16 protein-coding genes are annotated in these 17,817 nt (G+C 74.8%); 4 read left to right on the top strand and 12 right to left on the bottom strand.

The genetic code is table 11. The features are described 5' to 3' along the window. Positions 1 to 473: 473 nt before the first annotated feature. A complete protein-coding gene (locus AB5J87_RS19960; protein ID WP_369378219.1) occupies positions 474 to 1,166 on the bottom strand; it encodes an iron dependent repressor, metal binding and dimerization domain protein in 693 nt (230 codons plus the stop codon). Positions 1,167 to 1,406: 240 nt separating this feature from the next. On the opposite strand from AB5J87_RS19960, the gene AB5J87_RS19955 reads away from it, so the two are divergent. Next, entirely contained in the window at positions 1,407 to 2,162 is a 756-nt protein-coding gene (locus AB5J87_RS19955) for an SIS domain-containing protein (RefSeq protein ID WP_369378218.1), read from the top strand. A gap of 80 nt (positions 2,163 to 2,242) precedes the next feature. On the opposite strand, the gene AB5J87_RS19950 is transcribed toward AB5J87_RS19955, so the two are convergent. Together AB5J87_RS19950 and AB5J87_RS19945 are read right to left on the bottom strand one after the other, a co-directional pair. Then, positions 2,243 to 3,622 (bottom strand): PAS domain-containing protein, encoded by a 1,380-nt coding sequence (locus tag AB5J87_RS19950; RefSeq protein WP_369378217.1) that lies wholly within the window; start codon positions 3,620 to 3,622, stop codon positions 2,243 to 2,245. Positions 3,623 to 3,795: 173 nt separating this feature from the next. Next, a complete protein-coding gene (locus tag AB5J87_RS19945) occupies positions 3,796 to 4,278 on the bottom strand; it encodes a GNAT family N-acetyltransferase (RefSeq protein WP_369378216.1) in 483 nt (160 codons plus the stop codon). Positions 4,279 to 4,336: 58 nt separating this feature from the next. Between AB5J87_RS19945 and AB5J87_RS19940 the strand changes: the two genes are divergently transcribed. Then, positions 4,337 to 4,711 carry a VOC family protein gene (locus tag AB5J87_RS19940; protein ID WP_369378215.1) on the top strand — a complete coding sequence of 125 codons (375 nt, stop codon included), beginning with the start codon at positions 4,337 to 4,339 and terminating at the stop codon, positions 4,709 to 4,711. A gap of 273 nt (positions 4,712 to 4,984) precedes the next feature. Here the strand turns inward: AB5J87_RS19940 and pdxH are convergent, their stop codons facing one another. Next, the gene (pdxH, locus tag AB5J87_RS19935) at positions 4,985 to 5,611 is read right to left on the bottom strand and encodes a pyridoxamine 5'-phosphate oxidase (protein WP_369383591.1); all 627 of its coding nucleotides are present in this window, start codon (positions 5,609 to 5,611) and stop codon (positions 4,985 to 4,987) included. 414 nt (positions 5,612 to 6,025) lie between these two features. Here pdxH and AB5J87_RS19930 point away from each other — a divergent pair, with 414 nt between their 5' ends. Further along, positions 6,026 to 7,126: a citrate synthase 2 gene (locus AB5J87_RS19930; RefSeq protein ID WP_369378214.1), complete on the top strand. Its 1,101-nt coding sequence runs from the start codon at positions 6,026 to 6,028 to the stop codon at positions 7,124 to 7,126. A gap of 184 nt (positions 7,127 to 7,310) precedes the next feature. Continuing rightward, positions 7,311 to 7,568, top strand: coding sequence for a hypothetical protein (locus AB5J87_RS19925; protein ID WP_369378213.1), 258 nt, complete (start codon positions 7,311 to 7,313; stop codon positions 7,566 to 7,568). 127 nt (positions 7,569 to 7,695) lie between these two features. Here the strand turns inward: AB5J87_RS19925 and AB5J87_RS19920 are convergent, their stop codons facing one another. Genes AB5J87_RS19920 through AB5J87_RS19885 form a run of 8 tightly spaced genes read right to left on the bottom strand, consistent with a single transcriptional unit; the run spans position 7,696 to position 17,761 of the window. Then, positions 7,696 to 8,292, bottom strand: a complete 597-nt coding sequence (locus tag AB5J87_RS19920; protein ID WP_369378212.1) for a TetR/AcrR family transcriptional regulator — start codon at positions 8,290 to 8,292, stop codon at positions 7,696 to 7,698. Next, on the bottom strand, positions 8,280 to 9,014 hold the full coding sequence (locus AB5J87_RS19915; RefSeq protein ID WP_369378211.1) for an enoyl-CoA hydratase family protein: 735 nt from the start codon (positions 9,012 to 9,014) through the stop codon (positions 8,280 to 8,282). Before AB5J87_RS19915 ends, AB5J87_RS19920 begins: the two co-directional genes overlap by 13 nt. After that, a complete protein-coding gene (locus tag AB5J87_RS19910) occupies positions 9,011 to 10,603 on the bottom strand; it encodes a 4-coumarate--CoA ligase family protein (protein ID WP_369378210.1) in 1,593 nt (530 codons plus the stop codon). Before AB5J87_RS19910 ends, AB5J87_RS19915 begins: the two co-directional genes overlap by 4 nt. Before the next feature lie 20 nt (positions 10,604 to 10,623). Next, entirely contained in the window at positions 10,624 to 11,772 is a 1,149-nt protein-coding gene (locus AB5J87_RS19905) for an acyl-CoA dehydrogenase family protein (protein ID WP_369378208.1), read from the bottom strand. Next, positions 11,769 to 13,682 carry a biotin carboxylase N-terminal domain-containing protein gene (locus tag AB5J87_RS19900; RefSeq protein ID WP_369378207.1) on the bottom strand — a complete coding sequence of 638 codons (1,914 nt, stop codon included), beginning with the start codon at positions 13,680 to 13,682 and terminating at the stop codon, positions 11,769 to 11,771. Before AB5J87_RS19900 ends, AB5J87_RS19905 begins: the two co-directional genes overlap by 4 nt. Before the next feature lie 7 nt (positions 13,683 to 13,689). Next, entirely contained in the window at positions 13,690 to 15,291 is a 1,602-nt protein-coding gene (locus AB5J87_RS19895) for an acyl-CoA carboxylase subunit beta (RefSeq protein ID WP_369378206.1), read from the bottom strand. Then, positions 15,288 to 16,970, bottom strand: coding sequence for an acyclic terpene utilization AtuA family protein (locus AB5J87_RS19890; RefSeq protein WP_369378205.1), 1,683 nt, complete (start codon positions 16,968 to 16,970; stop codon positions 15,288 to 15,290). The genes AB5J87_RS19895 and AB5J87_RS19890 overlap by 4 nt, the downstream gene beginning before the upstream one ends. Then, a complete protein-coding gene (locus tag AB5J87_RS19885) occupies positions 16,970 to 17,761 on the bottom strand; it encodes a TIGR03084 family metal-binding protein (RefSeq protein WP_369378204.1) in 792 nt (263 codons plus the stop codon). Before AB5J87_RS19885 ends, AB5J87_RS19890 begins: the two co-directional genes overlap by 1 nt. Positions 17,762 to 17,817 lie beyond the last annotated feature (56 nt).

The following is a 17,817-nucleotide window of genomic DNA, read 5'->3' as shown; positions in this document are numbered from 1 at the left end:
CGTTCGAGTGACCGGACTCAAGGATTGACGGCTCGCGCCGAGGGGAGATCTCCTGCGGGAGGCGGGCGGCCACGACGAGCACGAGGGGCCGGCCGAAGGGGACTGACCCCGGGAGCTCGGGGCTCCGGGTCAGCACCGGGGAGGGCAGGCCCCGGCGCCGCAGGGCGCCGGGGTCCTCGTCCGTTCCAGGAGGTCCGGCGGCCGGGCCGAGGGGCACCAGGGGCGCAGGATCGTTCCGCACGAGCCCCCTCCCTCCCGGGCCGCGCGCCCGTACAGGTCATATGCCTCAAGCGACAGCCTGGCACGCGAACCGTCCGTCCGCTGCCGATCCGACCGGAATTCCCGGCCCGGCGGGCCGTCGGCGCCGCCCCGCCAACTCCCTTGCGCCCCAAGCGGAACGGGGGCGGCGCGGCGCCCTGCGCACGTCACCGGCCCCCGTCGTGGACCCTCGGGGCCGTCAGCCCCGCAAAGCCCTAGCGCTTGGCCACGAAGACGTGGGAGGCCACGTCGCCGTCGAGCTCGGCCGCCTCGCCGCTGCTGCCGACCAGGACGCCGCCCGGCGAGCGCGTGACGCTGACGACCGCGCCGGGCTGCACACCCGCGCGCCGCAGCGTGTACATCAGCTGGGCGTCCGTCTGGATCGGCTCGCCGATGCGGCGCACGACCACGGTCATGCCGTCCTCGGTCGCCTCCAGCTCGTTGAGGCTGATGATCCCGTCCTCCAGGAACGCGTCGGCCTCGGACTTCTCGCCCAGCTCCTCCAGGCCCGGGATCGGGTTCCCGTACGGCGACTCGGTGGGGTGGCGCAGCAGCTCCAGGACGCGGCGCTCCACCGCCTCGCTCATCACGTGCTCCCAGCGGCACGCCTCGGCGTGCACCTGCTCCCACTCCAGGCCGATCACGTCGACCAGCAGGCACTCGGCGAGGCGGTGCTTGCGCATCACGCGGGTGGCGAGCCTGCGGCCCTCGTCGGTGAGCTCCAGATGGCGGTCGCCCGCGACCTGGACCAGGCCGTCGCGCTCCATCCGCGCGACCGTCTGGCTCACCGTCGGCCCGCTCTGGTCGAGTCGCTCGGCGATCCGGGCGCGCATGGGGACCACACCCTCTTCCTCAAGTTCGAGGATGGTGCGGAGATACATCTCCGTCGTGTCGATCAGTCCGGACATACGTGCCCCTCGATGCTGTGACTGTTGAAAGCACTCGTGCGCTGGCCCTGACCCCAATTCTGACGCATCGCACTGACAACCGTGCCCCGGCGGGGGCCCCGGCCGGGGTGCGGGCGTATTGACACGGGAATGGTCCAGACCGCAACGTGTGCGGCGGCACCCCCCATTCCGACCCCCCGGCACCTCCCCGGCACCTCCCCGACCACCCCACCGATCTCACCCCCGGAAAGGGCCCAGGCGATGAGCGAGAGCAAACTGGCCGGTCAGTTCTTCGACGCGGCCATCGGGCTGCTCCAGCGGGTACGGGACGAGGAGGCGGACAGCGTCGCCGCCGCCGGAGCCGCCGTCGCCGACGCGGTGGCGGCGGGCGGGCGGCTCTTCGCGTTCGGCGCCGGGCACTCCTCGCTGGCCGCGCAGGACGTCGTCTACCGGGCGGGCGGGCTCGCCCTGATGAACCTCCTCGCGGTGCCCGGCACGGTCGGCGTGGACGTGACGCCCGCGCCGCTGGGGTCCGCCCTGGAGCGGGTGGACGGGCTCGCGGGCGCGGTCCTGGACTCCAGCCCGGCCCGCCCCGGCGACGTCGTCGTGATCATCTCCCTCTCCGGCCGCAACGCGCTGCCGGTGGAGATGGCCATGAACGCGCGCGCCCTCGGCCTGACCGTCATCGGCGTCACCTCCGTGGCGTACGCGGAGGGCACCAAGTCCCGGCACGTGTCGGGCACCTTCCTGCGCGACCACTGCGACATCGTCCTGGACAGCAAGATCGCGATCGGGGACGCGGAGCTCACCCACGAGGGGGTCGAGGCCCCCTTCGCGCCCGCCTCCACCGTCGTCACCAGCGCGCTGATGCAGGCCATGATGGCCGCCGCGACGGAGTCCCTGGTCGAGCGCGGCATCGAGCCGCCGCTGCTGCGGTCCGGCAACGTCGACGGCGGCCACGAGTGGAACGGCCGGGTGATGACGGAGTACAGGGACCGGATCTTCTTCCGGCACTGAGAGCGCGACGGGCCGGGCCCCGGTCACGGCGCCGGGCGCCCGGAGCTTCGAGGTGTCCGGGCCCCGGCGCGCCCGGCGGCTCAGTGCTCCAGGGCCCGCGCCAGGTCCAGGGACGCGGCCACCCGGACCGCCACGCTCTCCGCGTACGTCGCGTCCGGGCGCTCGAACGCCGGGCGGCCGGGGCCGCGCAGGAACGTCAGGACGCCGACCGTACGGCCCCGGCTGCGCAGGACCGTGCACAGGGCGTGGCGGGCGTCCGGCGGCCACTGGCGCTCCTCCGCCCAGCTCTGCGCCCCCGCGCCGCCGCTGGCCCGGACCGAGCCGATCCGGTCGGCCGCCTGGAGCGCGGGGTGGCCCGGGGCGTAGCGGACCGGGAAGCCGCCGCCCGCCACCGGGGCGACCGGGCCCGGCGCGGACGCCGGGGACGCCGCCGTCCGCACCAGCCGGTCCTCGCCGACCGCCAGATCGACCAGCGCGTGCTCGGCGAAGCCCGCGAGCGCGAAGTCCAGGTACGCGGTGGCCGCCTCCGCCGGGTCCTCGCACTCGGCCGCCGTGCGCGCCGCCCGGTGCAGCTGGTTCCACCGGAACCGCAGCCGGTCGGCCTCCTGCTCGGCGAGCTTGGCGTCGGTGACGTCCTGGAAGAGCCAGGCCACCCCGAGCGGCACCGGCTCCTCGGCCAGCGGCGAGGCGAGCCGCAGGAAGCCGCTGTGCCAGCAGCGCCGCCGCTCGCCCTCGGCGGTGCGCACGGTCGCCCACAGCTCGGCGGGCGAGGCGGGCGCGCCCTCCGCCAGTACGTGGTGGAGCGCGCCCTCCAGCTCGTCGACGCCCCGCACCACCAGCTCGCCCAGCGGGCGCCCGAGCAGGGTGGCGCGGCCGGTCCCCAGGGCGCGGGCCGCGTACGCGTTGACGACGGTGGGCCGCAGGTCCACGTCGACCAGGACGACGCCCCAGGAGCCGTCCTCGAACAGGGCCTCGCTGAGCGCGATCGAGCGCTCCAGGTCGATCTGCGCGTGCACCTCGCTGAACGCGCAGTACACGCCCGCCGGTGTGCCGTCCGCGCCCCGCACCCCGGCCGACTGGGTGCGCACCAGGACCCGGCCGCCGTCCTTGGTGAGCAGCGCGAACTCGTGGACCTGGCGGCCCGGCGCGTCCATCGCCGCCATCAGCCGGCCCTCCACCTCGCCCGCGTCGGCGGCCCGCACCGCCCACCCGGCGAAGCCCTTGCGGCCCACCGCCTCCCCGGCGCTCCAGCCGAGGATCCGCTCGGCCTCGCGGTTCCAGTGGGTGACCGCGCCGGCCGCGTCGAAGGCGCAGAGCGCCGCGTCCATGCCGTCGAGCAGGGCGGCGAGCAGATCGCCGCCGGGTTCGGGCTCGGCCGCCGCGCCGGGACCGTCCTCGTGCTCCCGGTCCGGCTCGTCGGGACCGAGGGCGTTGGTGGTCTCACTCCGGGAAGCACTCATCCTGGCACCCCCTGCAGGACGTGTCGCCGCGTCACGCCGACGCACCGACCCTCGTCGGATCATTCAACTGGAACGTGACGGATCCCACACCGACTTCCCCGAAATCCCTTCGCCCCAGGGATCGTTTTGCGACGCCGGGCCGGGCGGAACCGCGCGCGCCCGCTCCCCGGCCCTCAGCCGCCCGGCCCGCCGCTCCAGCGCACCTCGCCGTCCCGGCGCTCCCGCGTCGGGGCCAGCCCGGCCGCGCGCGCGACGGCGGCGGAGGCGGTGTGGTCGGGGTGGATGTGCGCGACGACGCGGCGGACCCCGTGCGCGGCGAGCCCGGCGACGAGCGCCCGCGCGGCCTCGGTGGCGTACCCGCGGCCCTGCCAGGGCGTGCCGATCACCCAGGCGACCTCCGCCGCGGCGCCCTCCACAGTGGCCTGGACCGTACCCACCGGACGGCCGTCCCCGCGCAGCCGCACCACCCAGTTGAGCCAGTGCACGGCCGGGTCGGGCGACCCGGCGGCCAACCTCTCGTACCGCGCGCGCAGTTCGTCCCGCGCATACGGGGCGCCGCCGGTGAACCGGTGCAGCGCGGGGTCGCCCAGCACGTCCGCCATCTCGTCGGCGTGCCCGGCCCGCAGGGGCTCCAGGTCGATCCGCGCGGCCGACATCGCCCACGCGCGCGTAAACGCCTTTTCCGGCCCGCCGTCTTCGAACATAGTGACGCCCATGACCTCACTTGTACGTCATGTGACGTTCGACTGCGCCGACGCCCACGCCCTCGGCACCTTCTGGGCCGCGGTCCTCGACGGCAAGCTCGCCGACGAGGACCTCCCGGGCGACCCGGAGGCCCTGGTCACCACCGAGGGCGCCGCGCTGCTCTTCGTGGCGGTCGAGGACGCCAAGGCCGTGAAGAACCGCGTCCACCTCGACCTCCAGCCCCAGGACCGCACCCGCGACGAGGAGGTGGACCGGCTGCTCGCCCTCGGCGCCACCCTGGTCGGCGACCACCGGCGCCCCGACGGCGGGGGGTGGGTGACCCTCGCGGACATCGAGGGCAACGAGTTCTGCGTGGAGCGGTCCGCCGGGGAACGGGCCGGGTGAAGAGCGGCCGTTAATTCGGTTGTCGCGCCCCGCGCGGCTTCCTAATGTGTGGTGCACACGAGAAGGGAGGTGGTTCGGCAGATGTATGGATACCGGACGCGTGAGGTGACTGCGGGCTAGCGCCTGCCAGTCGCACTCTCTGTGCGGTGCCGGCTTGTCGCCGGCCGAATTCCCAGCAGTCACCGACCCGCGGGCTCGCCGGCACGTCCGGCCGGCTCCTCTCCGGAGGAACCCGAGCCCGCGGGTTTCTGCGTGTCCCGGCCCCGCCGGGCGCTACGGGGCGAGGCGCTCGACGCGCCACTCGTCCGGCCCCGCCGGCACATAGCGCAGCCGGTCGTGCAGCCGGTTCTCATGGCCCTGCCAGAACTCCACCGCCTCCGGGACGATCCGGAAGCCGCCCCACTGCGGCGGCACCGGGACCTCGGTGCCCTCGGGGTGGCGGGCCGCCAACTCCTCGTAACGGGACGTCAGTTCCGCCCGGGAGGCGAGCGGGGCGGACTGGGGGCTCGCCCAGGCGCCGAGCTGCGAGCCGTGCGGGCGGGAGCGGAAGTACGCCTCGGTCTCCTCCCGCGGCACCTGCCCGGCGGTGCCGGTGACGATCACCTGGCGGGAGATCTGGTGCCAGGGGAAGAGCAGCGAGACGCGCGGGTTCGCCGCCAGTTCGCGGCCCTTGCGGGAGGCGTAGTTGGTGTAGAAGACGAACCCGCGGTCGTCGTACGCCTTGAGCAGGACCGTGCGCGTCGACGGGTGGCCGTCGGGGGTCGCCGTGGCGACGACCATGGCGTTCGGCTCGTGCAGCCCCGCGGTGACGGCCTCCTTGAACCAGCGGGCGAACTGGGCCATCGGGGTCGCCGCGAGGTCCGCCTCGTCGAGGAGGGTGGTGCGGTACTGGCGGCGCATGGCCGCGGGGTCGTGATCGGTCACGGCGTCATCCTGCCGCAGGGCGGCCGGGCGCGGCGGGGCGGCCGGGACGGATGCCGGAAGGGGCGGCCGGGACGGGCACCGGGGAGGGCGCCGGGAGGGGCTGCCGGGGCGGATGCGGCGGCCGGGGACGGAAGGCCATGTTCCAAATGGCACGGCGTGTCATTTTTCCCGGCACGGAGGGTCGCCAACCCTCCGCGCGGCAAATGGGGCAGTGTGCCGGATGTCACGCTTCCCCGCACCCGTCGAACCCGCCAAACTCTCCGCTGGGCCACTGTGGCCCCCCTACTACCCGGTGGGTGAGTTACCGCCGCAACGGGCAATACGGGGGAAAGGGGCACCCCCGCCCGCGTCCATCCCGCAGCTGTCGCACGCAACACGAGGAGCCGCCCGATGTCCGACTTCGTACCCGGACTTGAAGGAGTCGTCGCGTTCGAGACCGAGATCGCCGAACCCGACAAGGAAGGCGGTGCCCTGCGGTACCGCGGGGTCGACATCGAGGACCTCGTCGGCCACGTGTCGTTCGGGAACGTGTGGGGCCTGCTCGTCGACGGCGCCTTCAACCCCGGCCTGCCGCCCGCCGAGCCGTTCCCCATCCCCGTCCACTCGGGTGACATCCGCGTGGACGTGCAGTCCGCGCTCGCGATGCTCGCCCCGGTCTGGGGCCTCAAGCCGCTGCTCGACATCGACGAGCGCACCGCCCGCGACGACCTGGCGCGGGCCGCCGTGATGGCGCTCTCGTACGTGGCGCAGTCGGCGCGCGGACAGGGCCTGCCGATGGTGCCGCAGCGCGAGATCGACCGCGCCGAGTCCATCGTCGAGCGGTTCATGATCCGCTGGCGCGGCGAGCCGGACCCCAAGCACGTCAAGGCCGTCGACGCGTACTGGACGTCGGCCGCCGAGCACGGCATGAACGCCTCGACGTTCACCGCCCGCGTCATCGCCTCCACCGGCGCCGACGTCGCCGCCGCGCTCTCCGGCGCGGTCGGCGCGATGTCCGGCCCGCTGCACGGCGGCGCCCCCTCCCGCGTCCTCGGCATGATCGAGGAGATCGAGCGGACCGGCGACGCCACCGCGTACGTCAAGAAGGCCCTGGACAAGGGCGAGCGCCTGATGGGCTTCGGCCACCGCGTCTACCGCGCCGAGGACCCGCGCGCCCGGGTGCTGCGCCGCACCGCCAAGGAGCTGGGCGCGCCCCGCTTCGAGGTCGCCGAGGCGCTGGAGAAGGCGGCCCTCGAAGAGCTGCACGCGCGCCGCCCCGACCGGGTGCTCGCCACCAACGTGGAGTTCTGGGCCGCGATCATGCTGGACTTCGCGCAGGTGCCGGCGCACATGTTCACCTCGATGTTCACCTGCGCCCGCACCGCGGGCTGGTCGGCGCACATCCTGGAGCAGAAGCGGACGGGCCGTCTGGTCCGCCCGTCCGCCCGCTACATCGGCCCGGGTCCGCGCGACCCGCGCGAGGTGGCGGGGTTCGGCGCGATCCGGGGCTGAGCCCCGGCCCCCTTCCGCGCAGGTCAGCCGTGTGTGGCGCCGCCCCGGGGACGGGGGCGGCGCCACACCCGTATCCGGCCCCGGCCGAAACCCACTTGATCGACCACCGGCTCGATTCGATAGGGTTTTCGGGTACGACTCCCCCCACAACGGGCCTTTCCGGTCCGGGACTTGGAGCGCCCCCATGCGCCGAACCGCCACCGCCGTCCTGTCCGCCGTGCTGCTCGCCGGTGGTCTGGCCGTGACCGCCGCGCCCGCCGCGCAGGCCGGGATCATCACCTGCAAGCCGGCCGAACTGCGCCAGCAGGCCGCGCAGCTCGACCGCAAGGCCGAGGAGCTGAAGCACCTCGGCGAGCGCGCCGCCGCCGCCAAGGCCCACCAGCAGGCCAACGCCCTGCGCAACGAGGCCAAGGCGTGCGAGGACGCCGACAACAACGCCTGAGCGTGAAAGGAGGGGGGCCGGGCGTGCGCCCGGCCCCCTTCCTGGCCGTCGGCCCCCTCACGACCGCCGACGCCTCCGGGCCGACGGCCACGCGCGACCGTCGGCCCCGCCACGGCCACCGCCACCGCTAGGCCCGCCCCAGCGCCCCGTCCACCAGCTCCGCCCACTGCGCCACGACCCGCTCGCGCCGGGCCCGGTCGTCCGTGAGGACGTTGGCCAGGCCCAGGCCCCGGGCCATGTCCAGGAGGCCCTGGACCGTCTCGCGCACCCCGGGCACCGACTCGTCCGCGCCGAGCAGCGCCACCGCGATGCGGTGCGACTCCCGGCCGACCCGCGCCTCCAGCTCCCGCACCCGGGCGTGCAGTTGCGGCTCGTTGGCGGCGGCCACCCACAGGTGCAGCGCCGCCCGGAACAGCGGTCCCGTGTACAGGTCGACGAGGCTGGCGACCACGGTGTGGCGGTCGGTGGGGCCGAGCGCGCGCAGCGCCGAGGAGCGCTCCTCGGCCACGTACTCGACGGCCGCCGTGAACAGGTCCTCCCGGGTCGGGAAGTGGTGCTGGGCCGCGCCCCGCGAAACCCCGGCCCGCTCGGCCACCACCGACACCGTCGAGCCCGCCCAGCCGTGCTCGGCCAGACACGCCACGGCCGCCTCCAGGAGCCGCTGCCGGGTGGCCCGGCTGCGGTCCTGCTTGGGGCTCTTGGCGGCGGAGGTCACCACACCCATACGGGATCCCGTCGTTCCAGGAACGCGGTCACGCCCTCCCGTGCCTCGTCCGAGGCGAACAGGGCGGCCGAACGCGCGCTCAGCTCATCCGTCCAGCGGTCGAACGCCTCCACCACGGTAGCCGTGACCAGCGCCTTCGAGGCGGCCAGCCCCTGCGGGGAGGCCCGCCGAAGGCCGTCGAGCACGCCGTCGAGCGCCGCGTCGACGTCCTCGGCGGCCTCCGTGAGCAGCCCCGCGCGGGCCGCCTGCGGCGCCCCGAACCGCTCCCCCGTCAGGAAGTAGCGGGCCGCCGCCCTCGGTTCCATGCGCGGCAGGAGCGGCATGGAGATGACGGCGGGGGCGAGCCCCAGCCGGGACTCGGTGAAGGCGTAGCTGGACTCCGGGCCGCCCACCGCGATGTCGCAGGCGCCGAGGAGCCCGAGCCCGCCCGCGCGCACGTGCCCGGTCACCCGCGCCACCACCGGCTTGGGCAGTTCGACCAGGGCGCGCAGCAGCGCCACGAACGCCCCCGGGTCGGCCGGGGACTTGAGGTCGGCGCCCGCGCAGAAGGTGGTGCCGGTGTGGGTGAGCACCAGCGCGCGTACGCCCTTGTCCCCGGCGCACTCCTCCAGCGCCGCGCCCAGCTCGCCGACCAGCCCGGCGGACAGGGCGTTGCGGTTGGCGGGCGAGTCCAGGGCGAGCGTGCGGATCCCCCGGTCCTGCGACCGCTGTACGTAGGTCATGCGCTGCCTTTCTGACGTTCCCTCAGTTCACGGCGGAGGATCTTGCCGGTCGCCGCGCGCGGCACCCCGCCGACGAACTCCACCCGGCGGACCTTCTTGTACGGGGCGACCCGCCCGGCCACGAACTCCATCACCTCGTCGGCGCTCAGCTCCGGCCCGCCCGGCGCCCGCACCACGTACGCGCAGGGGATCTCGGCGCCGTCCGCGTCCGGGACGCCGACCACGGCCGCGTCCGCGATCCGCTCGTGGGTGAGCAGCAGCGCCTCCAGCTCGGCCGGGGCGACCTGGAAGCCCTTGTACTTGATGAGCTCCTTGACCCGGTCGACGACGAAGAGCCAGCCGTCCGCGTCGACCCGGCCGACGTCCCCGGTGCGCAGCCAGCCCTCGGCGTCGATCATCTCGGCGGTGGCCTCGGGGCGGCCGAGGTACCCCTTCATCACCTGCGGGCCCCGGATGGCGATCTCGCCCTCCTCGCCCGCCGCCGCGTCCCGGCCCGGCTCGTCGAGCGAGAGGATGCGCATCTCGGTGCCGGGCAGCAGTTTGCCGACCGTGCCCGGCGGGGGGCTCGCGGCCGACAGCGGCACCGCGTGGGTGCCGGGCGACAGCTCCGTCATCCCGTACGCCTGGCGCACCGGCGGCAGTCCGAGCCGCGCCGAACAGGCCGCGGCCAGACGGGCGTCGAGCGGGGCCGCGGCGCTGACGACGTACTCCAGCGAGGACAGGTCGTACTGCGCGACCGCGGGATGCTTGGCGAGCGCGAGCACGATCGGCGGCGCCACGTACAGCCCGGTGATGCGGTGGTGCTCGATCGCGCCCAGGAACTGCTCCAGGTCGAAGCGCGGCAGCACCACCACGGTCGCGCCGTGCCGCAGCGGGGCGTTCAGGAGCGCGGTGAGGCCGTAGATGTGGAAGAACGGCAGCACCGCGAGGATGCGGTCGCCCGGCCCCATCGGGACCAGCGGGCGCAGCTGGGCCAGGTTGGTGGCGATGGAGCGGTGGGTGAGCATCACGCCCTTGGGGACGCCGGTGGTGCCCGAGGAGTACGGCAGCACGGCGACGTCCTCGCCGGGGTCGATCTCCACTTCGGGTTCGGGCGCGGTGGAGGCGTACATGTCCAGGACCGAGCGGTGGCCCTCGGCCCGGTCGCAGACGAAGATCTCGGAGATGCAGCCGCTGAGTTCGGCCGCCCGGCGGGCCGTCTCCAGAAGTGGCGCGATCGTGACGATCCAGCGCGCCGAGGAGTCGGCTATCTGTTTGGCGAACTCCTCGGCCGTGGCCAGCGGATGGACGGTGGTGACCGACGCGCCCGCGCGGGTGGCCCCGTAGAACACGGCCGGGAAGTGGATCGAGTTGGGGCTGTGCAGGGCGACCACCTCGCCCTTGCGCACCCCGGCCGCGGCGAGCGCCGCCGCCACCCGGCGGTGCCGGACGTCCAGCAGGGCGTACGAGACGGAGGTGGCGCCGGTCGGGTCCGTCCCGTCGATCAGTGCGGGGGCGTCCCCGTACCCGGGCGCGGCCCGGCCGAGGACGGCCTCGTGGATGGGTGCGTCGACGACCGGGACGGCTGCGTACTCGCTGAGGAAGACCATGGGGGCACGTCCTAGTACGGCTAGTACGACTTGGGAAGCCCCAGCGTCTGATGCGAGACATAGTTCAGGATCATTTCGCGGCTGACCGGCGCGATCCGCGCCACGCGCGCCGCCGTGACCAGCGCCGCCAGCCCGTACTCCCGGGTGAGGCCGTTGCCGCCGAGGGTGTGCACGGCCTGGTCCACGGCCTTCACACAGGCTTCGGCCGCCGCGTACTTGGCCATGTTGGCGGCCTCGCCCGCGCCCGCGTCGTCGCCCGCGTCGTAGAGCGCCGCCGCCTTCTGCATCATCAGCCGGGCCAGCTCCAGCTCGATGTGCGCCTGGGCCAGCGGGTGGGCGATGGCCTGGTGGGCGCCGATGGGCTGCTTCCACACCTGCCGCTCGCGCGCGTACGCCAGCGCCCGGTCCAGCGCGTAGCGGCCCATGCCGATCGCGAACGCGGCCGTCATGATCCGCTCGGGGTTGAGCCCGGCGAAGAGCTGGAGCAGCCCCGCGTCCTCGTCGCCCACCAGCGCCTCCGCGGGCAGCCGCACCTCGTCGAGGACCAGCTCGAACTGCTTCTCCTCGGCCTGGATCTCCATGTCGATCATCGAGCGGCCGAAGCCCGGGGCGTCGCGCGGCACGATGAACAGACACGGCTTGAGGCTGCCGGTGCGGGCGTCCTCGGTGCGGCCGACGATCAGCGTGGCGTCCGCGATGTCGACGCCGGAGACGAAGACCTTGCGGCCGTCCAGTATCCAGCCGCCGCTCTCCGCGTCGCGGCGGGCGGTGGTGGTGATGCGGTGCGAGTTGGAGCCCGCGTCGGGCTCGGTGATGCCGAACGCCATGGTCAGCGAGCCGTCCGCGAGCCCCGGCAGCCAGGCGCGGCGCTGCTCCTCGGTGCCGAAGCGGGCGATGACCGTGCCGCAGATCGCGGGCGAGACGACCATCATCAGCAGCGGGCAGCCCGCCGCCCCCAACTCCTCCAGCACGATGGAGAGTTCGGCCATGCCGCCGCCCCCGCCGCCGTGTTCCTCGGGCAGGTTCACCCCCAGGTAGCCGAGCTTGGCGGCCTCGGCCCACAGCACCCGGCGGTCGTGGCCGCGGCCGTGGCGCTGCCCGAGGGCGGCGACGGCGGCCCGCAGGTCCTTGAGTTCCTGGCTCTCGATGGTGCTGCTTCGTGCGGTCATGACGGCTGGTCCTCCTGTGCTTCGGGGGCGGTGTGCACGACGGCGAGCAGGGCGCCGACCTCGACCTGGCGGCCGGGGGCGGCGTGGAGCGCGGTGAGGGTTCCGGCGGCGGGGGCGGTGATGGGGTGGGTCATCTTCATGGCCTCCAGCCAGATCAGCGGCTGTCCGGCGGCGACCTCGGCCCCTTCGGCGAGCCCGTCGGCGACCCGGACCACCACCCCCGGCATGGGGGCGAGCAGCGAGCCGGGGGCGACGAGTTCGCTGGGGTCGGTGAAGCGGGGGTGCGCGGTGAGGGCGTACGACCCGGCCGCGGTGTCGACGTACACCCGGTCGCCGTACCGGGTGACGGTGAACTCCCGTGCCACCCCGCCGATTTCGAGCCGCACCCGGCCCGGCTCGGCCGCCTCCACGCGTACGTCCGGGAAGCCCTCGGCATGGAGTCCTTCGCGGGTGCGGCGGTAGCGGATCTCGTGGTCGCCGTACCGCTTGCTCTGCGGCTGGGACGGCAGGTTGCGCCAGCCCCCGCCGAACCGGGAGGAGCGGGCCGACGCGTCGGCGAGCGCGGCGGCGAGCGCCGCGTGCGCCTCCCCCTCGCGCGGCGCGGTCAGCTCCGCCAGGTGCCGGTCGTAGAAGCCGGTGTCCAGGTGCCCGGCCGCGAAGTCGGGGTGGCGCAGGGAGCGTACGAGCAGGTCGCGGTTGGTGGTGGGGCCGTGCACCGCGGCCCGCTCCAGCGCGCGGGCGAGTCCGCGTACGGCGGCGGCGCGGGTCGGGGCGTGGACGACGACCTTGGCGAGCATGGCGTCGTAGTGGACGCCGACGGTGTCGCCGTCGCCGTAGCCCCGGTCCAGGCGCACCCCGTCCGGCACGGCCAGCCGGTGCAGGACGCCGGTCTGCGGGGTCCAGCCGCGGGCCGGGTCCTCCGCGTACAGCCGCGCCTCGACGGCGTGCCCGGACGGCTCGGGCGGTTCGGCGGGCAGGGCGTCGCCCTCGGCCACCCGGAGCTGGAGCGCAACCAGGTCGAGACCGAACACGGCCTCGGTGACCGGGTGTTCGACCTGGAGGCGGGTGTTCATCTCCAGGAAGTACGCCCGGCCCCCGGCGTCGACCAGGAACTCGACCGTGCCCGCGCCCCGGTAGGAGACGGCCCGGGCGGCGGCCACGGCGGCGGTGCGCAGCCGGGCGCGCAGCCCCTCGGGCAGTCCGGGCGCGGGCGCCTCCTCGATCACCTTCTGGTGGCGGCGCTGGAGCGAGCAGTCGCGGGTGCCGAGCGCCCAGACCGTGCCGTGCGCGTCGGCCATGATCTGCACCTCGACATGGCGTCCGCGCTCGACGTACGGCTCGGCGAACACCTCGCCGTCCCCGAAGGCGGCGCGGGCCTCCGCCGAGGCCGCCGCCAACTCGGCCTCCAGGACGTCCAGTTCGCGCACGATCCGCATGCCGCGCCCGCCGCCGCCCGCCGCCGCCTTCAGGAGCAGCGGGAGGTCGGCGGCGGTGGCCTTCGCCGGGTCGACGGGGGCCAGCAGCGGCACCCCGGCCGCCGCCATCAGCTCCTTGGCCCGGGTCTTGGAGGCCATGGCCCCGATGGCGGCGGGCGGCGGGCCGATCCAGGTCAGCCCGGCGTCCTCGACCGCGCGGGCGAAGCCGGCGTTCTCGGAGAGGAACCCGTACCCGGGGTGCACCGCGTCGGCGCCCGCCGCCAGGGCGGCCTTCACGAGCAGTTCGCCGCGCAGATAGGTCTCCGCGGGCGCGGCCCCCGGCAGCCGCACGGCCGCGTCGGCCTCCCGTACGTACGGGAGTGCCGCGTCCGGGTCGGAGTGCACGGCGACCGTGGAGATGCCCAGGTCGCGGCAGGTGCGAAAGACCCGGGAGGCTATCTCGGCCCGGTTGGCGACAAGAACGGACTGGATCATCAGCGCCTCACATCCTGAAGATGCCGAAGCCGCCGCGCGCGCCTTCGACCGGGGCCGTGTGGATCGCGGACAGACAGATGCCCAGGACCGTGCGGGTGTCGCGGGGGTCGATGACCCCGTCGTCGTACAGCCGCCCGGACAGGAACACCGGCAGGGACTCGGCCTCGATCTGCTGCTCGACCATCGCGCGCAGCCCGGCGTCCGCGTCGTCGTCGTACGGCTGCCCCTTGGCCAGCGCCGAGGCGCGGGCGACGATCGACAGGACCCCGGCGAGCTGCTGCGGGCCCATGACGGCCGACTTGGCGCCGGGCCAGGCGAAGAGGAACCTCGGGTCGTACGCCCGCCCGCACATGCCGTAGTGCCCGGCGCCGTAGGAGGCGCCCATCAGCACCGACAGGTGCGGCACCCTCGAATTGCTCACCGCGTTGATCATCATCGCGCCGTGCTTGATGATCCCGCCCTGCTCGTACTCCCTGCCGACCATGTAGCCGGTGGTGTTGTGCAGGAACAGGAGCGGGACGTCGCGCTGGTTGGCGAGCTGGATGAACTGGGCGGCCTTCTGCGACTCGGCGCTGAACAGGACGCCCTGCGCGTTGGCGAGGACGCCGACGGGGTAGCCGTGCAGCCGCGCCCAGCCGGTGACCAGGCTCGGCCCGTACAGCGGCTTGAACTCGTCGAAGTCGGACCCGTCGACGAGCCGGGCGATCACCTCGCGCGGGTCGAAGGGCGTCTTGAGGTCGCCGGGCACGATCCCGAGCAGCTCGTCCTCGTCGTACTCGGGCGGCTCGCAGACCACCGGCGTATCCGGGTGCGCCTTGCGGTGGTTGAGCCGGGCCACGATCCGGCGGGCCTGGCGCAGGGCGTCGTGCTCGTCCACCGCGTAGTGGTCGGCCAGGCCCGAGGTGCGGGCGTGCATCTCGGCGCCGCCCAGCGACTCGTCGTCGCTCTCCTCGCCGGTGGCCATCTTCACCAGCGGCGGCCCGCCGAGGAAGACCTTCGACCGCTCCTTGATCATGACGGTGTGGTCGGACATCCCGGGTACGTACGCGCCGCCCGCCGTCGAGTTGCCGAAGACCACCGCGATCGTCGGGATCCCGGCGGCGGAGAGCCGCGTGATGTCGCGGAAGAGCGCGCCGCCCGGGATGAAGATCTCCTTCTGCGAGGGCAGGTCGGCGCCGCCGGACTCCACCAGGCTGATGCAGGGCAGCCGGTTGGCGAACGCGATCTCGTTGGCCCGCAGCGCCTTCTTCAGCGTCCACGGGTTGGAGGCCCCGCCGCGCACCGTCGGGTCGTTGGCGGTGATCAGGCACTCGACGCCCTCGACGACCCCGATGCCGGTGACCAGCGAGGCACCGACGGGGTAGTCGCTCCCCCAGGCGGCCAGCGGCGACAGCTCCAGGAACGGGGTGTCCGGGTCGACCAGCAGCTCGATGCGCTCCCGGGCGAGCAGCTTGCCCCGCTCGTGGTGGCGCGCGGTGTACTTGGCGCCGCCGCCCGCGAGCGCCTTGGCGTGCTCGGTCTCCAGCTCGGCCAGCTTGGCGAGCATGGCCGCGCGGTGGGCGGCGTACTCGGGCCCGGCGGTGTCGAGCGCGGTGGGCAGGAGGGTCACAGCAGTACCTCCGGGATGTCCAGATGGCGCGAGCGCAGCCATTCGCCGAGCGCCTTGGCCTGGGGGTCGAAACGGGCCTGTGAGGCGACGCCCTCGCCGAGGAGGCCGTGGACGGTGAAGTTGAGGGCACGGAGGTTGGGCAGCTGATGTCTGACGACTTTCAACTGACGGCTTTCAGCTATCAGTTCCTGAAATCTGTCAACCGTCAGCGCGTGGACGAGCCAGCGCCAGGCGTCGTCCGACCGCACCCACACCCCCACGTTGGCGTCCCCGCCCTTGTCCCCGCTGCGGGCCCCCGCGACCAGCCCCAGCGGGGCCCGCCGGACCGGACCGGCGGGCAGCGGTGCGGGCAGCGCGGGCGGCTCGACCGGCTCCAGCGCCCGGGTCCGCGCCGGCGGCGGCACGGCCAGCCGCTCCCCGCCGGGCAGCACGGCCGTGTGCGCGACCTCGTCGTGCCCGACGCGGGCCGCCTCGAACACGCCGTACGGGGCGCCCCTGCCGGGCGGGGCCGTGAGGTGGAACCCCGGATAGCTCCCCAGCGCCAGCTCCACGGCGGCGCCGCTCACCGTCCGCCCCACCGCCTCCGGCTCCGGGTCGCGCACCACGAGCCGCAGCAGCGCGCCGGCCGTCTCCTGGGTCTCCGCGTCGGGCCGGTCGGTGCGGGCCAGCTCCCAGCGCACCTCGGCCGGACGCCGCCCGGCCCGCTCGAAGGCGTCCTCGGTCTGCGCCCGGACCAGCTCCGCCTTGGCCTCGACGTCGAGCCCGGTGAGCACGAAGACGACCTCGTTGCGCCAGCCGCCGATCCGGCAGAGCCCCGCCTTGAGCGTGGGCGGCGGCGCCTCGCCGCGCACCCCCTCGATCCGCACCCGGTCGGTCCCCTCGGACGTCAGCGCCACGGTGTCGAGCCGCGCGGTGACCTCGGGCCCGGCGTACCGGGCGCCGCCCGTCTCGTACAGCAGCTGCGCGGTGACCGTCCCGGGGTCGACCAGGCCGCCCGTGCCCGGGTGCTTGGTGATGACGCTGCTGCCGTCCGCGTGGATCTCGGCGAGGGGGAAGCCGGGGCGGCGCACGTCGTGGCCGCCGAAGAAGGCGTAGTTGCCGCCGGTGGCCTGGGTGCCGCACTCCAGGACGTGCCCGGCGACGACCGCGCCCGCCAGCGCGTCGTACTCCTGCGGGCCCCAGCCGTGCCACCAGGCGGCGGGCCCGGTGACCAGGGCCGCGTCGGTGACCCGGCCGGTGACGACGACATCGGCCCCGGCGGCCAGGCAGGCGGCGATGCCCGCGCCGCCGAGGTAGGCGTTGGCGGCCAGCACCCCGGGTCCGGGCACCAGCGCGTCGCCCTCCACATGGCCGACCCGCACCGGAACCCCGAGCTTGTCCGCCAACTCCCGTACGCCGTCGGCCAGTCCGGCCGGGTTGAGCCCGCCCGCGTTGGCGACGATCCGCACCCCGCGCTCGTGCGCCGTGCCCAGGCACTCCTCCAGCTGGCGCAGGAAGGTCTTGGCGTAGCCGAGCCGGGCGTCCTTCAGCCGGTCCCGGCCGAGGATGAGCATGGTGAGTTCGGCGAGGTAGTCGCCGGTGAGCACGTCGAGGGGGCCGCCGGTGAGCATCTCGCGCATCGCGTCGAAGCGGTCGCCGTAGAACCCGGAGGCGTTGCCGATGCGCAGGGGGCGGCGCATCAGGCCCCCTTGGGCGCGCGTCCGGGCCCGGCCGGACCGGCGAACGCCTGGGCGATGCCGAGCCAGCGGTCCGCGTCGGGGCCCTCGGCGCGCACGGCGGTGTCGGAGCGGTGGACGCGCTGGGTGACCAGGAGGCAGAAGTCGAGCGCGGGGCCGGTGACGCGCTGGGCCGCGCCCTCGGGCCCGTACGCCCAGGTCCCCCGCCCGTCGGGGGCGGCCAGCTCGACCCGGAACTCCTCGGCGGGCGCGGGGAGTCCGTGCACGGCGAAGGCGAAGTCGCGGGCCCGCACCCCGATCCGGGCGACGTGGCGCAGCCGGGCGGTGGGCTCACGGGTGCGGCCGAGGGCGTCCCACACGTCCTGGCCGTGCGCCCAGGTCTCCATGAGGCGGCCGGTGGCCATGGAGGCGGTGGACATGGGCGGGCCGTACCAGGGGAAGCGGGCGCCGGGCGGTGCGGCGAGCAGGGCGCGGCGCAGTGCGGCGCGGCCGTCGCGCCAGCGCCGCAGCAGCTCGCCGGCCGGGAGCCGGGCCCCCTCGTCGGCGCCCTCGTCGACGAAGGTCTCCGGCGCGGCGGCGGCCTTCTCGACCTCGGCCCCGAACGCGTCCGGGTCGGTGACGGCGAGCAGCGCGGCGCGGTCGGTCCAGGCGAGGTGAGCGACCTGGTGCGCGACGCTCCACCCCTCGGCGGCGGTCGCCCGCCGCCACTCCCGCTCCCCCAACCCGGCCACGAGCCGGTCGAGTTCCTCGTCTTCGTCGCGCAGATCATCGAGCACGGCGGACGGATCGGACACAGTGCGCTCCCCTCGGGACACGGCGGCGTGTGTCCGGGAGCATGGCAGTGGGGGCC

The sequence above is a fragment of the Streptomyces sp. cg36 genome, from assembly GCF_041080675.1.
In the GTDB taxonomy this organism is placed as follows: domain Bacteria; phylum Actinomycetota; class Actinomycetes; order Streptomycetales; family Streptomycetaceae; genus Streptomyces.
Note: the sequence above shows the minus strand (reverse complement) of the source record. Positions and strands in the feature narration are given on the sequence as shown.